Annotated in this window: 15 protein-coding genes and 4 tRNA genes; 14 read left to right on the top strand and 5 right to left on the bottom strand. The window is 56.8% G+C overall.

The features are described 5' to 3' along the window. The first annotated feature begins 9 nt into the window (after nt 1-9). From wecG to IM282_RS07905, 6 genes are all read left to right on the top strand, one after another. Entirely contained in the window at nt 10-750 is a 741-nt protein-coding gene (gene wecG, locus IM282_RS07930; protein ID WP_023305224.1) for a lipopolysaccharide N-acetylmannosaminouronosyltransferase, read from the top strand. Between the two features lie 197 nt (nt 751-947). Beyond that, nucleotides 948-2,333: an amino acid permease gene (locus IM282_RS07925; RefSeq protein WP_023305225.1), complete on the top strand. Its 1,386-nt coding sequence runs from the start codon at nt 948-950 to the stop codon at nt 2,331-2,333. Between the two features lie 102 nt (nt 2,334-2,435). Next, nucleotides 2,436-2,512 (top strand) — tRNA-Arg (locus IM282_RS07920). 67 nt (nt 2,513-2,579) lie between these two features. Continuing rightward, nucleotides 2,580-2,655, top strand: a tRNA-His gene (locus tag IM282_RS07915). 21 nt (nt 2,656-2,676) lie between these two features. After that, nucleotides 2,677-2,763: transfer RNA gene (locus IM282_RS07910), tRNA-Leu, on the top strand. 44 nt (nt 2,764-2,807) lie between these two features. Then, nucleotides 2,808-2,884 (top strand) — tRNA-Pro (locus IM282_RS07905). A gap of 538 nt (nt 2,885-3,422) precedes the next feature. Here the strand turns inward: IM282_RS07905 and hemY are convergent. Genes hemY through hemC form a run of 4 tightly spaced genes read right to left on the bottom strand, consistent with a single transcriptional unit; the run spans nt 3,423 to nt 7,517 of the window. Then, the gene (gene hemY / locus IM282_RS07900; protein WP_032622057.1) at nt 3,423-4,622 is read right to left on the bottom strand and encodes a protoheme IX biogenesis protein HemY; all 1,200 of its coding nucleotides are present in this window, start codon (nt 4,620-4,622) and stop codon (nt 3,423-3,425) included. Between the two features lie 2 nt (nt 4,623-4,624). Beyond that, nucleotides 4,625-5,818, bottom strand: a complete 1,194-nt coding sequence (gene hemX, locus IM282_RS07895; protein WP_022646657.1) for a uroporphyrinogen-III C-methyltransferase — start codon at nt 5,816-5,818, stop codon at nt 4,625-4,627. Between the two features lie 20 nt (nt 5,819-5,838). Continuing rightward, nucleotides 5,839-6,579: a uroporphyrinogen-III synthase gene (hemD, locus tag IM282_RS07890; protein ID WP_063853765.1), complete on the bottom strand. Its 741-nt coding sequence runs from the start codon at nt 6,577-6,579 to the stop codon at nt 5,839-5,841. Next, nucleotides 6,576-7,517: a hydroxymethylbilane synthase gene (hemC, locus tag IM282_RS07885; RefSeq protein WP_032622059.1), complete on the bottom strand. Its 942-nt coding sequence runs from the start codon at nt 7,515-7,517 to the stop codon at nt 6,576-6,578. Before hemC ends, hemD begins: the two co-directional genes overlap by 4 nt. Nucleotides 7,518-7,866: 349 nt before the next feature. On the opposite strand from hemC, the gene cyaA reads away from it, so the two are divergent. Then, entirely contained in the window at nt 7,867-10,410 is a 2,544-nt protein-coding gene (gene cyaA / locus IM282_RS07880; RefSeq protein WP_022646660.1) for a class I adenylate cyclase, read from the top strand. 184 nt (nt 10,411-10,594) lie between these two features. Here cyaA and cyaY read toward each other — a convergent pair whose 3' ends face one another. After that, nucleotides 10,595-10,915: an iron donor protein CyaY gene (gene cyaY / locus IM282_RS07875; protein ID WP_063200505.1), complete on the bottom strand. Its 321-nt coding sequence runs from the start codon at nt 10,913-10,915 to the stop codon at nt 10,595-10,597. A 135-nt stretch (nt 10,916-11,050) separates the two neighbouring features. Here cyaY and IM282_RS07870 point away from each other — a divergent pair, with 135 nt between their 5' ends. The 7 genes from IM282_RS07870 (at nt 11,051) to ysgD (ending at nt 16,881) form a co-directional block, all read left to right on the top strand. Beyond that, the gene (locus IM282_RS07870; RefSeq protein WP_006812373.1) at nt 11,051-11,254 is read left to right on the top strand and encodes a lipoprotein; all 204 of its coding nucleotides are present in this window, start codon (nt 11,051-11,053) and stop codon (nt 11,252-11,254) included. A 35-nt stretch (nt 11,255-11,289) separates the two neighbouring features. Then, on the top strand, nt 11,290-12,114 hold the full coding sequence (dapF, locus tag IM282_RS07865; RefSeq protein WP_023299045.1) for a diaminopimelate epimerase: 825 nt from the start codon (nt 11,290-11,292) through the stop codon (nt 12,112-12,114). Then, on the top strand, nt 12,111-12,818 hold the full coding sequence (locus IM282_RS07860; protein ID WP_023295731.1) for a DUF484 domain-containing protein: 708 nt from the start codon (nt 12,111-12,113) through the stop codon (nt 12,816-12,818). The genes dapF and IM282_RS07860 overlap by 4 nt, the downstream gene beginning before the upstream one ends. After that, nucleotides 12,815-13,717 carry a tyrosine recombinase XerC gene (xerC, locus tag IM282_RS07855; RefSeq protein WP_126314443.1) on the top strand — a complete coding sequence of 301 codons (903 nt, stop codon included), beginning with the start codon at nt 12,815-12,817 and terminating at the stop codon, nt 13,715-13,717. The genes IM282_RS07860 and xerC overlap by 4 nt, the downstream gene beginning before the upstream one ends. Further along, nucleotides 13,717-14,433: a 5-amino-6-(5-phospho-D-ribitylamino)uracil phosphatase YigB gene (yigB, locus tag IM282_RS07850; RefSeq protein WP_022646664.1), complete on the top strand. Its 717-nt coding sequence runs from the start codon at nt 13,717-13,719 to the stop codon at nt 14,431-14,433. The genes xerC and yigB overlap by 1 nt, the downstream gene beginning before the upstream one ends. Before the next feature lie 79 nt (nt 14,434-14,512). Beyond that, the gene (gene uvrD, locus IM282_RS07845) at nt 14,513-16,675 is read left to right on the top strand and encodes a DNA helicase II (RefSeq protein WP_017383586.1); all 2,163 of its coding nucleotides are present in this window, start codon (nt 14,513-14,515) and stop codon (nt 16,673-16,675) included. Between the two features lie 149 nt (nt 16,676-16,824). After that, nucleotides 16,825-16,881, top strand: a complete 57-nt coding sequence (gene ysgD / locus IM282_RS21855; protein ID WP_212743980.1) for a YsgD/CorL family protein — start codon at nt 16,825-16,827, stop codon at nt 16,879-16,881. The last annotated feature ends 125 nt before the right edge of the window (nt 16,882-17,006 follow it).

Genomic DNA, 17,006 nt, shown 5'->3' with positions numbered 1-17,006 from the left:
GGGATTATCATGACGGATACAACTTCAGCCCCGCGTTATGCGCTGCGCGGGCTACAGCTGATTGGCTGGCGTGACATGCAGCACGCGCTGGATTTTCTGTTCGCGGACGGGCAGATGAAGTCGGGCACGCTGGTGGCCATCAACGCAGAAAAAATGCTGGCGGTTGAAGATAATGTGGAAGTGAAAAGCCTGATTGAAGCCGCGGAGTTTAAATACGCAGACGGTATTAGCGTGGTGCGTTCAATTCGTAAAAAGTTTCCAGACGCTAATGTGTCTCGCGTGGCGGGTGCTGACCTTTGGGAGCGGCTTATGGAGCGCGCAGGCGCTGAAGGCACGCCGGTATTTTTGATCGGCGGCAAGCCAGAGGTGCTGGCGCAGACCGAACAAAAGCTGCGTAACCAGTGGAATGTTAACATAGTGGGCAGCCAGGATGGCTATTTCAGGCCGGAAGATCGCCTGGCGTTATATGAGCGCGTGCGCGACAGCGGGGCGAAAATTGTCACTGTCGCTATGGGGTCGCCGCGCCAGGAAATACTGATGCGCGATTGCCGTCTGGTCAGCCCGGATGCGCTTTATATGGGCGTTGGCGGCACCTACGACGTCTTTACCGGCCACGTTAAGCGTGCGCCCAAAGTCTGGCAAAACCTGGGGCTGGAGTGGCTCTACCGCCTGCTCTCCCAACCGACGCGTATAAAACGACAGATTCGCCTTCTGCGCTACCTCGCCTGGCACTACACCGGGAAAATGTAATCAATATGCAGCGCGATCTGCTGTTCGCGCTGCAACGCCCCCCGCAAAACTGCTGAGTTTATGTGCAATGCATTCATTTTTTTAATGCATTGTTTGCCATTTGCCAGAATTTAAGAAACCATTCGCTCCGTATTTCAGTACCCCTCAAAACAATACCCGGCAACAAGTCGGGAAACAGCAAACACAACCGAGGAATTATGGCAGAGAAAAAACCGGAGCTTCAGCGTGGGCTGGAAGCTCGACATATTGAACTGATCGCGCTGGGCGGGACTATCGGCGTTGGCCTGTTTATGGGCTCGGCAAGCACGCTGAAGTGGGCGGGGCCTTCCGTCCTGCTGGCGTATATTATTGCCGGACTGTTCGTCTTCTTCATCATGCGCTCAATGGGCGAAATGCTGTTTCTGGAGCCGGTGACGGGCTCTTTCGCCGTTTACGCCCACCGGTATATGAGCCCGTTCTTTGGTTATCTCACGGCCTGGTCGTACTGGTTTATGTGGATGGCCGTGGGGATTTCGGAGATCACCGCCATCGGGGTCTACGTGCAGTTCTGGTTCCCGGAGATGGCCCAGTGGATACCCGCGCTTATTGCCGTAGGGCTGGTGGCGCTGGCGAACCTTGCCGCCGTTCGTCTTTACGGCGAAATCGAGTTCTGGTTTGCGATGATCAAAGTCACCACCATCATCGTGATGATTGTCGTTGGCCTTGGGGTCATCTTCTTTGGCTTCGGTAACGGCGGGCACGCTATCGGTTTTGGTAACCTGACCGGGCACGGCGGCTTCTTTGCGGGCGGCTGGAAGGGCTTTCTGACGGCGCTCTGTATCGTTGTCGCCTCCTATCAGGGCGTTGAGCTGATCGGCATTACCGCTGGTGAGGCGAAAAACCCGCAGGTCACGCTGCGTAGCGCGGTAGGCAAGGTACTGTGGCGTATCCTGATTTTCTATGTGGGCGCGATCTTCGTTATCGTGACCATTTTCCCATGGAACGAGATCGGCACCACCGGCAGCCCGTTTGTCTTAACCTTCGCTAAGATTGGCATCACGGCGGCAGCCGCCATTATCAACTTTGTGGTGCTGACGGCGGCGCTCTCCGGCTGTAACAGCGGAATGTACAGTTGTGGGCGTATGCTTTACGCGCTCTCGCAAAACAAACAGCTGCCGGCGGTGATGGGTAAAGTCTCCCGCGTGGGTGTACCGGTGGCGGGCGTAGCGGTGTCGATTGTGATTCTGCTGATTGGCTCTTGCCTGAACTACATCATCCCGAATCCGCAGCGCGTGTTTGTTTATGTTTATAGCGCCAGCGTGCTGCCGGGGATGGTACCGTGGTTTGTCATTTTGATTAGCCAGCTGCGTTTCCGACAGGCGCACAAAGAAGCGATCGCCAGCCATCCATTCCGTTCCATTCTGTTCCCGTATGCGAACTATTTGACGATGGCGTTCCTGATTTGCGTATTAATTGGAATGTACTTTAATGAAGATACCCGCATGTCGCTGTTTGTCGGGATGATCTTCCTGGCTGCCGTCACAGCTGCTTATAAACTTTTTGGCCTGGGTCGCCGTGGCTCCGCCCATAAAGTGGAGGAATAAGCGGCAAAATGTGCAAACCATAACCAAACGCGCATTTTTTTCAAAAAAGCACTAGACAGCGGGGTCGGAGGTACGTAATATCCAGCCCCGCAACGGCGCTAAGCGCCCGTAGCTCAGCTGGATAGAGCGCTGCCCTCCGGAGGCAGAGGTCTCAGGTTCGAATCCTGTCGGGCGCGCCATTTTAGTCCCGGCGCTAGAGCTGCGGTGGTCTGAGAAGTAGTCAGAACCGCGTGAAAGAATACAGTGGTGGCTATAGCTCAGTTGGTAGAGCCCTGGATTGTGATTCCAGTTGTCGTGGGTTCGAATCCCATTAGCCACCCCATTATTGAAAGAGTTGTGAATTGCGAAGGTGGCGGAATTGGTAGACGCGCTAGCTTCAGGTGTTAGTGTTCTTACGGACGTGGGGGTTCAAGTCCCCCCCCTCGCACCACGACTTTTAATGAGTTGAACTAAAAATTCAAAAAAGCAGTACATCGGCGAGTAGCGCAGCTTGGTAGCGCAACTGGTTTGGGACCAGTGGGTCGGAGGTTCGAATCCTCTCTCGCCGACCAATTTTGAACCCCGCTTCGGCGGGGTTTTTTGTTTTCTGCGCTTTTTCATCCTGTAGCCATTCCCCGACAACACTCTATATCCTTGTCGCGATTCAGCGACATATAAGCCTTTAATAATAAAGAATTTATTATTTTCTCTCTTAACCTGTCTCCTGGTGACGACAGATTGCCGCCCTTAGCGCGAGTTTGTATGGCGTAAGGCGGCTCTTAACAACATAATTTCCTTTTATCTTAAAATGTTGCGCGATGTAAAAGTTATGCGTGTAAACCTGGCACATTACATGCAATAATATGCGTGTAGATGCTCATTCCATCTCTTATGTTCGCCCTACGGCCTCATAAACTCAGGAATGACGCAGAGCCGTTTACGGTGCTTATCGTCCACTGACAGATGTCGCTTCGGCCTCATCAAACACCATGGACATAACGTTGAGTGAAGCACCAATATGTTGTCTTACAGACCTGTTTTAACGCCTGCTTTTATAGCAGGCGTTTTTTTATGGGTACAAAAAAGGAGGCCATCTGGCCTCCTGGATAATTACTGCTGCGTTCCGTTATTGTGTAGCGTAAGCAGAAGCCCATCACGCCGCATGGCTGCGGCCTCTTCCGGCTTGTGCTGCTTGTCCAGCGAATCAGCAAGCCAGGCGTAATCAAATGCGTCCGGGCGTTGCTTCAGCGCTGCGCGGAAGGCGAGACTCGCCTCCTGCCACTCGCCGTGTTTCATCAAAGACTGGCCCAGCGTACTCCACAGCAGCGGACGATCGCCCACGGTTTTGATCTGCTGGCGCAATGCTTTTTCTATTTGTTCCGGATTGTTGGTTTTCAGACGCGGGATGACCATCACCAGGCGGTCATCATACTGTCGCTTGAGACCGTCGAGAAGGATCTCCTGCGCGGTGTCATGGTCGTCACACTCAATCAGATGTTCTGCCATCGCCACCTGAAGGGGAACCTGCTGGCGCGTTTTGCGGCTCTGGTTTTTCCACCAGGTTTTCAGGCCGTCGCTGCCAAGATCGGCGCGCGCCTGATCCATCAGGCCAATCCAGGCCAGACGCTGAAGTTCATCACGATGTTCATCATCGCCCACGTCGGCTTTCGCCATGGAAGGGATAATGTCCAGCAGCGAACCCCAGGCACCGGTCCGAATGTATGCCTGCTCCGCAAGACGCAGCACTTCCGGATGACGAGGGGTGATTTCCAGCAGACGGTCAACGCCGTGACGTGCGGCATGGTTTTCATTGCGCGCCAGTTGCAGACGAACGCGGGTGATCTCAACCGGAATCGGATCCTTAGTTGAGAGCTCAGATGCGCGTTCAAGATGCTGATTGGCGCGGGCCTCATCGCCTCGCTGTTGCGCCGCCTCAGCGGCCAGCAGATAGTTAACAACCGGCTGTTCTGCATGGTCGGCATTTTTCGACATCAGCTTTTCAACCTGCTGATAGTCGCCTTCGGCCAGCTTCAGCAACGCTTGCTCGGTCTGCTTACGGGCGCGACGGCGCTTACGGCCAACGAACCAGCCGCGCGTGTGAACCCCGGTACGGAAAATCCGACGCAGGATCCATTCCACTGCCAGCAGGACGACCACACCCAGGATCAGGATGATCACCAGCCCTGTCACGCTGGTTTCGACGTTGTAGTTATCGGTCTGGATCAATACGTAACCCTGGTGACCCGCGAGCATCGGCCCCAGTACAATTCCGGCGATCAGCAGGATGAAGAGTAAGAAGACTTTTAGCATCATCACTCTCCTTGCGGCGCGCTTTCAGGCGCTGGCGCGGCGGCAGGTGCTTCAGCCGGGCGCTCTGCCGGAACGCCCGGCTGGGCCAACAGGTTACGCACGCGCGTCTGCATGATCTTCTCCAGAATCGGCTGGCTTTCCAGCTTGTCCGGCACGTTCATGGTGATGTTTTGCTGGCTCAGCTTGTCGATATCCTCCAGGAACGCGGTCGTGGTTGCGTCATTGGTATCGTAGTAAGCACGTACCCACGTTGAAACGTTATCCAGCGCCTGTTTGTAGGTCTCTTCCTGGTGACGTGGTACGGCCTGGGCAGCCACCAGCAGGCGGGAGCGAATGTTTTCGCGCAGATAGACATCCTGGTTCGGTGCCAGCAGCGGCACGGCGGTTTCATCGCGGCGGCGAATGGTAATAAAGCTGTCCATAAAGTTCTGCCAGCTCTTTTGCAGGTTGATACGCCATTCGCTCAGGGAGCTGGACAGCTCGGTGCCGTCAGAATCCATCGGGGAGTCATCGTCGTTGTTATCGGCCAGCTGAAGGTTATCAATCTGGTTTGAGAGCTGATTTACCTTAAGGATGATACCGTCGTAGTCGACCTGAGAAACCGCAGACAGGCTGGCGATATCTTCCGTAATAGCGCGGCGTGCGTTGATGAGGCTCGGATCGTTCATATCGGCCAGGCTTGCGTCGGCGCTTTTCAGCAGCGCGGCGGCGGTGGTGACATCCTGATCGCTCCAGAGCTTGCGCCCGGCCAGCTTCACCAGAAAATCGGCCTGTGAGAGCAGCCAGGTTTTGGCATCGGTTCCCGAAATCGTGGCGACTTTCTCCTGCACTTCGCTCAGCTGTTTGGTCAACTCTTCACGTTTGCTGTTCGCGTCGGCGAGGGCGGCAGCCTGCTGTTTGATCACGCCTTCCAGCTCAGCTTTTTGCGTCTCCTGCGCTTTCTGTAGGGCGGTGATTTGGTTAACCAGCGCGTCGCTGGTGGCCGTCTGGTTGGTGCCTTGTTTCTTCACCAGTCCGTAGAGACCCACGCCTGCGGCCAGCGCAATCGCGATGGCAATCACGCTCAGCGTGAGGCTGGTTTTATTGCTGCCGTTTTTCTTCTCAACGGTTTTGTCTGTCGTCTCTGGCTGTGACGTGGTGTCCACAGTCTCCCTGGTCTCTTCAACCACGGCGGAGGATTTTTCGTGTTCCGTCATTATGGCTTCCCATTTGAGAGTTATTGTAATGCGCGCAGCAGCGCATCGTTGTCGGCGTTATCAGCGATCCGAATATCCTGCCAGCCCAGTTCCCGGGCGTGGTTCGCCAGACGCTCGCTGACGACCAGAAGCCGACAGCGGAGTAACCAGTTTTCGCGATACCAAAGCGGAATCAGCGACCAAAGCTGTTGTAACATTTCACCGCTGGTAACCACCAGCGTATTAATGCCGCGCGCGTGCCAGCGCATGGCTTCTTCCGCGCCATCATAGTGTTTCGCACAGCGCTGATAGCACTCCACAAACTTCACGTCTGCGCCGCGTTCGCGCAGCGTTTCGCCCAGCAGTTCGCGACCACCGTTGCCGCGCAAAATGAGCGCACGCTTTCCGGCAATAGTTTGTAATTCAGGTAATTGTAGCAAGACTTCGCTGATTTCCCGATCTAACGGGTAACGAACATCGATTCCGCTCGCGGTATGTAAGGCCAGCGCCGTGGTGCGCCCGATGGCGAAATAGCGGGGTGCGTGGGGCCAGTTAACGCCCTCCTGTTGCAGCTGCGCATGGGCAAATTCCACGGCATGCTGCGATAGCGCAAAGAGCAGATCACCTTCCTGCAAGGCACGCATCTGGTCAGCGAGCGTAGGCAGCTCGCGACCGGGGGAGAATTCAATCAACGGAAAACTCCAGGCCACCTGCCCCAGTGCGCGCAGACGGCTCACTAACTGCTCTCCTGCGGGAGAAGGGCGGGTGACAAGTATGCTCATGCAGGGGGCTCTCCGTTATAGACCTCAGCCAGAATTTCACGCGCGCCGTTATTCAGCAGCTCTTCCGCCAGCGATACGCCAAGCGCCTCGGCATCCCGCGGCTTGCCGCGACGTTCACCGCGAACCATCTGCGAGCCGTCCGGCGCGCCAACCAGCGCACGCAGCCACAGCTCACCGTCAGTTAATTCAGCATAGCTGCCAATTGGCACCTGACAGCCTCCTTCGAGGCGAGTATTCATCGCGCGCTCGGCTTTTACGCGAACGGCGGTATCGTCATGATTCAGCGGCGCGAGCAGTGCCTGAGTACGCGCATCATCCAGACGACACTCAATGCCGACGGCACCCTGGCCGACGGCGGGGAGCGACAGCTCCGGCGGCAACGCCACGCGAATACGTTCTTCCAGCCCCAGGCGTTTCAGGCCCGCAACCGCAAGAATAATGGCATCGTAGTCGCCGTTATCCAGCTTGCCAAGGCGTGTGCCGACGTTCCCGCGCAGCGAGCGAATCACCAGATCCGGGCGACGTTCAGCCAGCTGACACTGGCGGCGTAAACTTGACGTGCCGACCACGCTGCCTGCCGGCAACGCATCAAGCGAGTCATAGCGATTAGAGACAAACGCATCGCGCGGATCCTCGCGCTCGCAGATGGTCACCAGCCCCAGCCCTTCCGGGAACTCAACGGGCACATCCTTCATCGAATGCACGGCGATATCGGCGCGGTTCTCAAGCAATGCCAGTTCCAGCTCTTTGACAAACAGACCCTTTCCGCCCACTTTGGCCAGCGGCGTATCAAGAATGACATCGCCACGCGTGACCATTGGCACCAGCTCAACGCGTAATCCGGTGTGGCAGGCTTCCAGGCGCTGCTTAACATAATGTGCCTGCCAGAGCGCAAGAGGACTTTGGCGTGTGGCAATTCTCAAAACATTGTCTAACATGCTTGTTACCGTCATTATCAATCGCTAACCATCCTAACATTGTTGACACTCGGATGGCAGTTTTACGGTTGATGAAGAGTGAGAGGGACAGGGCGGCGTTCGCGTCAGCCACCGCCGTATTCAGGAATTTACACGTACAGAACGGTGCTACACTTGTATGTAGCGCATCTTTCTTTACGGTCAACCGGCAAGGTGTTAAATTGATCACGTTTTAGACCATTTTTTCGTCTGTACCACCAGAAAAGAACAAGGCGAAAAAGGGTAACGGTTATTTTTTGAAATACTGCGGGTCCGCTGCTTGTTCTGTTTTGACTGGCGTGCGACACCCGGAAACATCAGGCGATACGTCTTGTACCTCTATATTGAGACTCTGAAACAGAGACTGGATGCCATCAATCAATTGCGTGTGGATCGCGCGCTTGCTGCCATGGGCCCTGCTTTCCAGCAGGTATACAGTCTACTGCCGACATTGTTGCACTATCACCATCCGCTAATGCCGGGTTACCTCGATGGTAACGTTCCCCAGGGCATTTGCCTCTTCACGCCTGATGAAACCCAACAGCACTATCTGACTGAACTTGAGCTTTACCGTGGTATGCCGCCGCAGGTTTCGCCGAAAGGCGAGCTGCCGATTACCGGGGTTTACTCCATGGGCAGCACGTCATCGGTTGGGCAAAGTTGTTCTTCTGACCTGGATATCTGGGTCTGCCATCAGTCCTGGCTCGACAATGAAGAGCGCCAGCTGTTGCAGCGTAAATGCAGTCTGCTGGAGAGCTGGGCGGCGTCGCTCGGCGTGGAAGTGAGCTTCTTCCTGATTGATGAAAACCGTTTCCGCCATAACGAAAGCGGCAGTCTGGGTGGTGAAGACTGCGGCTCGACTCAGCACATTCTGTTGCTGGATGAGTTTTACCGTACTGCGGTTCGCCTGGCCGGAAAACGTATTCTGTGGAATATGGTGCCGTGCGATGAAGAAGAGAATTATGACGACTACGTCATGTCGCTTTACTCGCAGGGCGTACTGACGCCAAACGAGTGGCTGGATCTGGGCGGTCTGAGCTCCCTGTCCGCCGAAGAGTACTTTGGTGCAAGCCTCTGGCAGCTCTATAAGAGCATTGATTCACCGTACAAAGCGGTGCTGAAAACCCTGCTGCTGGAAGCCTACTCCTGGGAATACCCCACCCCGCGTCTGCTGGCGAAAGATATTAAGCAGCGTCTGCACGACGGGGAGATCGTCTCCTACGGGCTTGATGCCTACTGCATGATGCTGGAACGCGTCACCGAATACCTGACGGCCATTGATGACGCTACGCGTCTTGACCTGGTGCGTCGATGTTTCTATCTCAAAGTCTGTGAAAAACTGAGCCGCGAGCGCGCCTGCGTTGGCTGGCGCCGTGAAGTGGTCAGCCAGTTAGTCAAAGAGTGGGGATGGGACGAAGCGCGTCTCGCCATGCTTGACAACCGCGCCAACTGGAAAATCGATCAGGTGCGCGAGGCGCACAACGAGCTGCTTGATGCGATGATGCAGAGCTACCGCAACCTGATCCGCTTTGCCCGCCGTAACAACCTTAGCGTTTCTGCCAGCCCACAGGATATCGGGGTGCTGACCCGTAAACTGTACGCCGCGTTTGAAGCGTTGCCGGGCAAGGTAACGCTGGTGAACCCACAGATTTCGCCTGACCTGTCTGAACCGAATCTGACCTTTATCTACGTGCCGCCGGGCCGCGCAAACCGCACCGGGTGGTATCTGTACAACCGTGCGCCAAGCATGGATTCGATCATCAGCCATCAGCCGCTGGAGTATAACCGCTACCTTAACAAGCTGGTGGCCTGGGCCTGGTTTAACGGCCTTCTCACCTCACGCACCCGGTTGTTTATCAAGGGCAACGAGGTGGTCGATTTAGCCAAGTTGCAGGAGATGGTGGCTGATGTCTCGCACCACTTCCCACTGCGTCTGCCTGCGCCGACGCCAAAAGCGCTCTACAGCCCGTGTGAGATTCGCCATCTGGCGATCATCGTCAACCTGGAATACGACCCGACGGCGGCCTTCCGCAATCAGGTGGTTCACTTTGACTTCCGTAAGCTGGACGTCTTTAGCTTCGGTGAGCAGCAAAACTGCCTGGTGGGCAGCGTGGATCTGCTGTACCGCAACTCGTGGAACGAAGTGCGTACCCTGCACTTTAACGGCGAGCAGGCGATGATCGAGGCGCTGAAAACGATCCTCGGCAAGATGCACCAGGACGCCGCGCCGCCGGACAGCGTGGAGGTGTTCTGCTACAGCCAGCACCTTCGCGGCCTGATTCGTACCCGCGTGCAGCAGCTGGTGTCTGAGTGCATCGAATTGCGTCTTTCCAGCACCCGGAATGAAACCGGACGCTTTAAAGCGCTGCGCGTCTCCGGCCAGACCTGGGGGCTGTTCTTTGAGCGCCTGAACGTGTCGGTGCAGAAGCTGGAGAACGCCATTGAATTCTACGGCGCGATTTCACACAACAAACTGCATGGCCTGTCGGTTCAGGTGGAAACCAACCACGTTAAGCTGCCGCAGGTGGTGGATGGCTTTGCGAGTGAAGGGATTATTCAGTTCTTCTTCGAGGAGTCGGGCGATAACGCCGGGTTTAATATCTACATTCTGGATGAAACCAACCGTGCCGAGGTGTATCACCACTGTGAAGGCAGCAAAGAGGAGCTGGTGCGCGACGTCAGCCGGTTCTATTCATCCTCGCACGATCGCTTTACCTACGGCTCAAGCTTTATCAACTTCAACCTGCCGCAGTTCTACCAGATTGTGAATGTGGATGGACGAGCGCAGGTGATCCCGTTCCGTACGCAGGCGATTACCCCTGCGGTGCCCGCTAACCAGGAAACTGCGCCGCTGTTGCAGCAGTATTTCTCCTGACCCTTTTCGCCGGTTGGCGCTCACGCTTACCCGGTCTACGGTCCGAGCCGCTGTTGCCGGGTGGCGCTAACGCTTACCCGGCCTACGGTCCGAGCTGCTGTTGCGGTTGGCGCTCACGCTTACCCGGACTATGGTTCGAGCCGTTGTAGGCCCGGTAAGGCGTAGCCGCCACCGGGCAACAAAACTACCTGAAACTCACGTTCTCACCCGCCTGCGCGGTCGCCGCCTGCTCCAGCAGATCCCAGAACGTTTCGCCGCTGCGGTCGCAGACCCACTCGTCACCTTTCAGATCAAAGTGATAGCCGCCCTGTTTCGCCGCCAGCCACACCTGGTGAAGCGGCTCCTGACGGTTAATAATAATCTTGCTGCCGTTTTCGAAGCTTAAGGTCAGGATCCCTCCGTTGATTTCACAATCGATATCGCTGTCGCCGTCCCACTCGTCGATACGCTCTTCGATGGTCATCCACAGGGTATCGGCAAGGCGATGAAATTCACTGTCGTTCATGGTTTTATTCCTGTTTTTCGTGATGGCGGCAGTATAACGCTAAATAATTCCCGTTGCAGGAAAGCGGCAAACTCTTGCTTTTGTGTCTTCTCCTGCGATGATAGAAACAGATTTGAACTTACGGGCAACCTCTACATGAAAAACGTCTTTCGAACGCTTGCCGTTCTTGTCACTCTGTTTAGCCTGACCGGCTGTGGACTGAAGGGACCACTGTACTTCCCGCCAGAGGATAAAAACGCACCACCGCCGACAAAACCAGTGCAAAGTGGTATCGAGTCATCTACGCCGGATACCAACGATCGCGGCAATAACGGCGGCCCGACTCAGGTCAATCTCTGACAATTACGTTCTGTACCCGCGCAATGGAGCAAATGATGCAGTTCTCTAAAATGCATGGCCTTGGCAACGACTTTATGGTCGTCGACGCGGTAACGCAGAATGTCTTTTTCTCCCCGGAACTGATCCGTCGTCTGGCGGATCGGCACGTGGGCGTGGGGTTTGACCAGCTGCTGGTGGTGGAGCCGCCTTACGATCCTGACCTGGACTTCCACTATCGCATTTTTAACGCCGACGGCAGCGAAGTTTCCCAGTGCGGCAACGGCGCGCGCTGTTTTGCCCGCTTTGTTCGGCTGAAAGGGCTGACCAACAAGCGCGATATCCGCGTCAGCACCGCCAACGGCCGGATGGTGCTCAGCGTCACCGACGACGAACTGGTGCGCGTGAACATGGGCGAGCCGAACTTCGAACCCGCTGCCGTGCCGTTTCGCGCCAACAAAGCGGAAAAGACCTATATTATGCGTGCCGCCGAGCAGACAGTATTGTGCGGCGTCGTCTCGATGGGTAACCCGCACTGCGTGATTCAGGTAGATGATGTGCAAACTGCGGCGGTTGAAACGCTCGGCCCGGTGCTGGAAAGCCACGAGCGCTTCCCGGAGCGGGCGAACATCGGTTTCATGCAGGTGGTGAAGCGTGAACACATTCGCCTGCGGGTTTACGAGCGCGGCGCGGGCGAAACCCAGGCCTGCGGAAGCGGTGCCTGTGCGGCGGTGGCCGTCGGTATCTCGCAGGGGTTACTGGCGGAAGAGGTTCGCGTGGAATTACCGGGCGGGCGTCTTGATATCGCCTGGAAAGGAGCGGGTCATCCACTGTACATGACTGGCCCGGCGACACATGTTTATGACGGGTTTATCCATCTATGAAGCAACCAGGGGAAGAACTGCGGGAACCTGTAACGGAGCTGGATGACAGCGCTGTTGTGGATTACCTGCTGCACAATCCTGAGTTTTTTATCCGCAATGCACGCGTCGTCGAAAGGATGCGCGTGCCGCATCCGGTTCGCGAGACCGTGTCGCTGGTTGAATGGCACATGGCGCGCTCGCGCAACCACATCAATCAGCTCGAAGAGAACATGACGCTGCTGATGGAGCAGGCCAGCAATAACGAAAGCCTGTTCTATCGTCTTCTGCACCTTCAGGCGCGTCTGGCTTCCGCGCACAGTCTCGAAGAGTTCCTCAACCGCTTCCACCGCTGGGCGCGCGAGCTGGGGCTGGCAGGCGCGACGATCCGTCTCTTTCCCGACCGCTGGCGCATTGGCGCGCCGTCCGGGTTTACCCATCTGGCGCTGAGCCGTCAGGCGTTTGAGCCGCTGCGCATTCAGCGTCTGGGCCATGAGCACCACTATCTGGGGCCGCTTAACGGGCCAGAACTGCTGGTGGTGCTGCCGGAAGCCAAAGCTATCGGCTCGGTGGCGATGTCGCTGATGGGGCGCGATGGTGACCTGGGTGTGATGTTATTTACCAGCCGCGACGCGCATCACTATGAACAGGGGCAGGGTACGCAACTGTTGCAGGAGATCGCCCTGATGCTGCCTGAGCTGCTGGAGCGCTGGATTGAGCGCGTATGACGGACGGACTGCTCGCCACTGACGTCACCCGTTTTCTGCGCTATCTTGGCGTAGAACGCCAGCTTAGCCCTATTACGCTGCTCAACTATCAGCGTCAGCTTGATGCCATCATGCAGATTGCCGATGAAATCGGCCTGAAAAGCTGGCAACAATGTGACGCCGCCACGGTTCGCGGCTTCGTTGTGCGTAGCCGTAAAAAAAACTTAAGCCCGGCGAGCCTGGCGCTCCGGCTCTCTGCCCTGCGCAGTTTCTTCGACTGGCTGGTCAGCAAGGGCGGTCTGAAAGCCAACCCGGCAAAAGGGATCGCCACGCCAAAGGCCCCGCGTCATCTGCCGAAAAATATCGACGTCGACGACGTAAACCGCCTGCTGGATATCGATCTCAACGATCCGCTGGCCGTGCGCGACCGTGCGATGCTGGAGGTGATGTACGGTGCCGGGCTGCGCCTCTCTGAGCTGGTGAATCTCGACTTAAAGCACCTCGATCTGGAATCTGGCGAAGTGTGGGTGATGGGCAAAGGCAGCAAAGAGCGCCGCCTGCCGATCGGCCGCAATGCGGTTTCCTGGATTGAGCACTGGCTGGATCTGCGCGGTCTGTTTGGCGCGGAAGAGGATGCGCTGTTCCTGTCGAAGCTCGGCAAGCGGATCTCGGCGCGTAACGTGCAGAAGCGCTTTGCGGAGTGGGGCATTAAGCAGGGGCTGAACAGCCACGTTCACCCCCACAAGCTGCGCCACTCCTTTGCGACGCACATGCTGGAATCAAGCGGCGACCTGCGCGGCGTACAGGAGCTGCTTGGTCACGCGAATCTGTCGACTACCCAAATCTATACCCACTTAGACTTCCAACACCTTGCCTCGGTGTATGACGCGGCGCATCCACGCGCCAAACGGGGGAAATAATGCGTTTTTACCGCCCACTCGGTCAGATCTCAGCCCTGACGTTTGATCTTGATGACACCCTTTACGACAACCGCCCAGTGATCCTGCGTACCGAGCAGGAGTCGCTGGCGTTTGTGCAAAACTACCATCCTGCGCTGAAAGCGATCCAGAACAAAGAGTTCCAGAAGCTGCGTCAGTCCCTGCGGGAAACCGAGCCGGAAATTTACCATGACGTGACCGAATGGCGCCGCCGTGCGGTTGAGCAGGCGATGCTCAATGCCGGCCTGAGCGCGCAGGACGCGGCCATGGGTGCCGAAGCGGCCATGGAAAATTTCGCCAAATGGCGCAGCCGCATCGATGTGCCGCAGGAGACCCACGACACGCTGGCGAAGCTCGCTGAAAAGTGGCCGCTGGTGGCCATCACCAACGGCAACGCTCAGCCTGAACTGTTTGGTCTGGGGAACTATTTTCAGTTCGTGCTGCGCGCGGGTCCGCACGGACGCTCGAAGCCGTTCAACGATATGTATCATCTGGCAGCGGAAAAACTGGATTTGCCGCTCGGTGAGATCCTGCACGTGGGCGACGACCTGACCACGGACGTCGCCGGGGCGATCCGCTGCGGCATGCAGGCCTGCTGGATCAAGCCGGAAAATGCCGATCTGATGACTACCCCGGATAGCCGTCTTCTGCCGCACGTGGAAATTTCACGGTTGGCATCCCTCACGACGCTGATATAATCATCAATTGTTCTGTATAAATTAACAGGGTTTTGGCGAATGGAAACATTTGCCCGCCCGACATGACGTGACGGTGCCAATGGACGTTTCTTACCTGCTCGACAGCCTTAATGACAAACAGCGTGACGCGGTTGCCGCCTCGCGTACAAACCTGCTGGTACTGGCTGGAGCGGGCAGTGGTAAGACGCGCGTGCTGGTTCACCGTATCGCCTGGCTACAGAGCGTGGAGAACTGCTCGCCGTACTCGATTATGGCCGTGACGTTCACCAACAAGGCGGCGGCGGAGATGCGCCACCGTATCGCACAGCTAATGGGCACCAGCCAGGGCGGCATGTGGGTTGGCACCTTCCACGGCCTGGCGCACCGTCTGCTGCGCGCGCACCATATGGACGCTAACCTGCCGCAGGATTTCCAGATCCTCGACAGCGAAGATCAGCTGCGCTTGCTGAAACGCCTGATCAAGGCGATGAACCTCGACGAGAAGCAGTGGCCGCCGCGTCAGGCGATGTGGTACATCAACGGTCAGAAAGACGAAGGGCTGCGTCCGCACCACATTCAAAGCTTCGGTAACCCGGTTGAGCAGACCTGGCAGAACGTCTACAAGGCCTATCAGGAAGCGTGCGATCGCGCCGGTCTGGTGGATTTCGCCGAACTGCTGCTTCGCGCCCACGAGCTGTGGCTCAACAAACCACATATCCTGCAACACTACCGTGAACGCTTCACCAACATTCTGGTGGACGAATTCCAGGATACCAACAACATTCAGTACGCGTGGATCCGCCTGCTGGCCGGGGATACCGGCAAGGTGATGATCGTGGGCGATGACGACCAGTCTATCTACGGCTGGCGCGGCGCGCAGGTGGAGAACATCCAGCGCTTTCTCAACGATTTCCCCGGCGCGCAAACCATCCGTCTGGAGCAGAACTACCGTTCTACCAGCAACATACTGAGCGCGGCCAACGCCCTGATTGAGAACAACAACGGGCGCCTGGGTAAAAAGCTGTGGACCGATGGCGTCGACGGCGAACCGATTTCGATTTACTGCGCCTTCAACGAGCTCGACGAAGCCCGCTTCGTGGTGAACCGCATTAAAACCTGGCAGGAGAACGGCGGTGCGCTGGAGCAGTGTGCCATTCTCTATCGCAGCAACGCCCAGTCGCGCGTGCTGGAAGAGGCGCTGTTACAGGTGAGCATGCCGTACCGCATTTATGGCGGTATGCGCTTCTTCGAACGTCAGGAGATCAAAGATGCGCTCTCGTATTTGCGTCTGATTGCCAACCGTAACGACGATGCGGCGTTTGAGCGCGTGGTGAACACGCCGACGCGCGGCATCGGCGATCGTACGCTGGACGTGGTGCGTCAGGCCTCGCGCGATCGTCAGCTCACGCTATGGCAGGCATGCCGCGAGCTGTTACAGGAAAAAGCCCTCGCCGGGCGCGCCGCCAGCGCATTGCAGCGCTTCCTGGAGTTAATCGACGCGCTGGCGCAGGAAACGGCCGACATGCCGCTGCACGTCCAGACTGACCGGGTAATCAAAGATTCCGGCCTGCGCACCATGTACGAGCAGGAAAAAGGCGAGAAGGGCCAGACCCGTATTGAGAACTTAGAGGAGCTGGTGACGGCAACGCGCCAGTTCAGCTACAACGAAGAAGACGAAGACCTGATGCCGTTGCAGGCATTCCTCTCTCACGCCGCGCTGGAGGCGGGTGAAGGGCAGGCCGATACCTGGCAGGATGCGGTTCAGCTGATGACCCTGCACTCCGCGAAAGGTCTGGAGTTCCCGCAGGTGTTCATCGTCGGGATGGAAGAGGGGATGTTCCCGAGCCAGATGTCGCTGGATGAAGGCGGGCGTCTGGAAGAGGAGCGTCGTCTGGCCTACGTGGGTGTGACCCGTGCGATGCAGAAACTGACCCTGACCTACGCGGAAACCCGCCGCCTGTACGGGAAAGAAGTGTATCACCGTCCGTCGCGCTTTATCGGCGAACTGCCGGAAGAGTGTGTGGAAGAGGTGCGCCTGCGCGCCAGCATCAGCCGTCCGGTCAGTCATCAGCGTATGGGCTCGCCAATCTCTGAAACCGACACCGGTTACAAGCTGGGCCAGCGCGTGCGCCACTCGAAGTTTGGCGAAGGCACCATCGTCAATCTGGAAGGCAGCGGCGAGCACAGCCGTTTGCAGGTAGCGTTCCAGGGGCAGGGGATCAAATGGCTGGTGGCAGCCTATGCCAAGCTGGAAAGTGTGTAACTTTCAGAAAAATATCACTATTTTGTAATAATCTGCTAGCCTTATACGTTGAAGGTCAATTAATGCCCTTCAGCGTTCCGTTGCGTGTTGACGCCACAGTTATTGCTGGCGTAACATGCGCGCACGATTACGCTAAGAGGACATTCGCCTTGGACACACCCAGTAGATACTGGCTCAATTCCCTGTCATCCAGGAACAACTCCTAAGGCTATCTCCTCTTGCTGATGGCCTTAGTGGTTGTCAGCGACTGCATCATTCCCGTCGCGCTGAGTCAGGCTGTTTAATGGTCTGAAACCCAATTTGTTTCTGTGTGCCCACCGAACTGTCCGAT

The sequence above is a fragment of the Enterobacter cloacae complex sp. P29RS genome (assembly GCF_014893445.1).
Classification (GTDB): Bacteria; Pseudomonadota; Gammaproteobacteria; order Enterobacterales; family Enterobacteriaceae; genus Enterobacter; species Enterobacter intestinihominis.
This window is presented reverse-complemented; position numbering and strand designations above follow the sequence as displayed.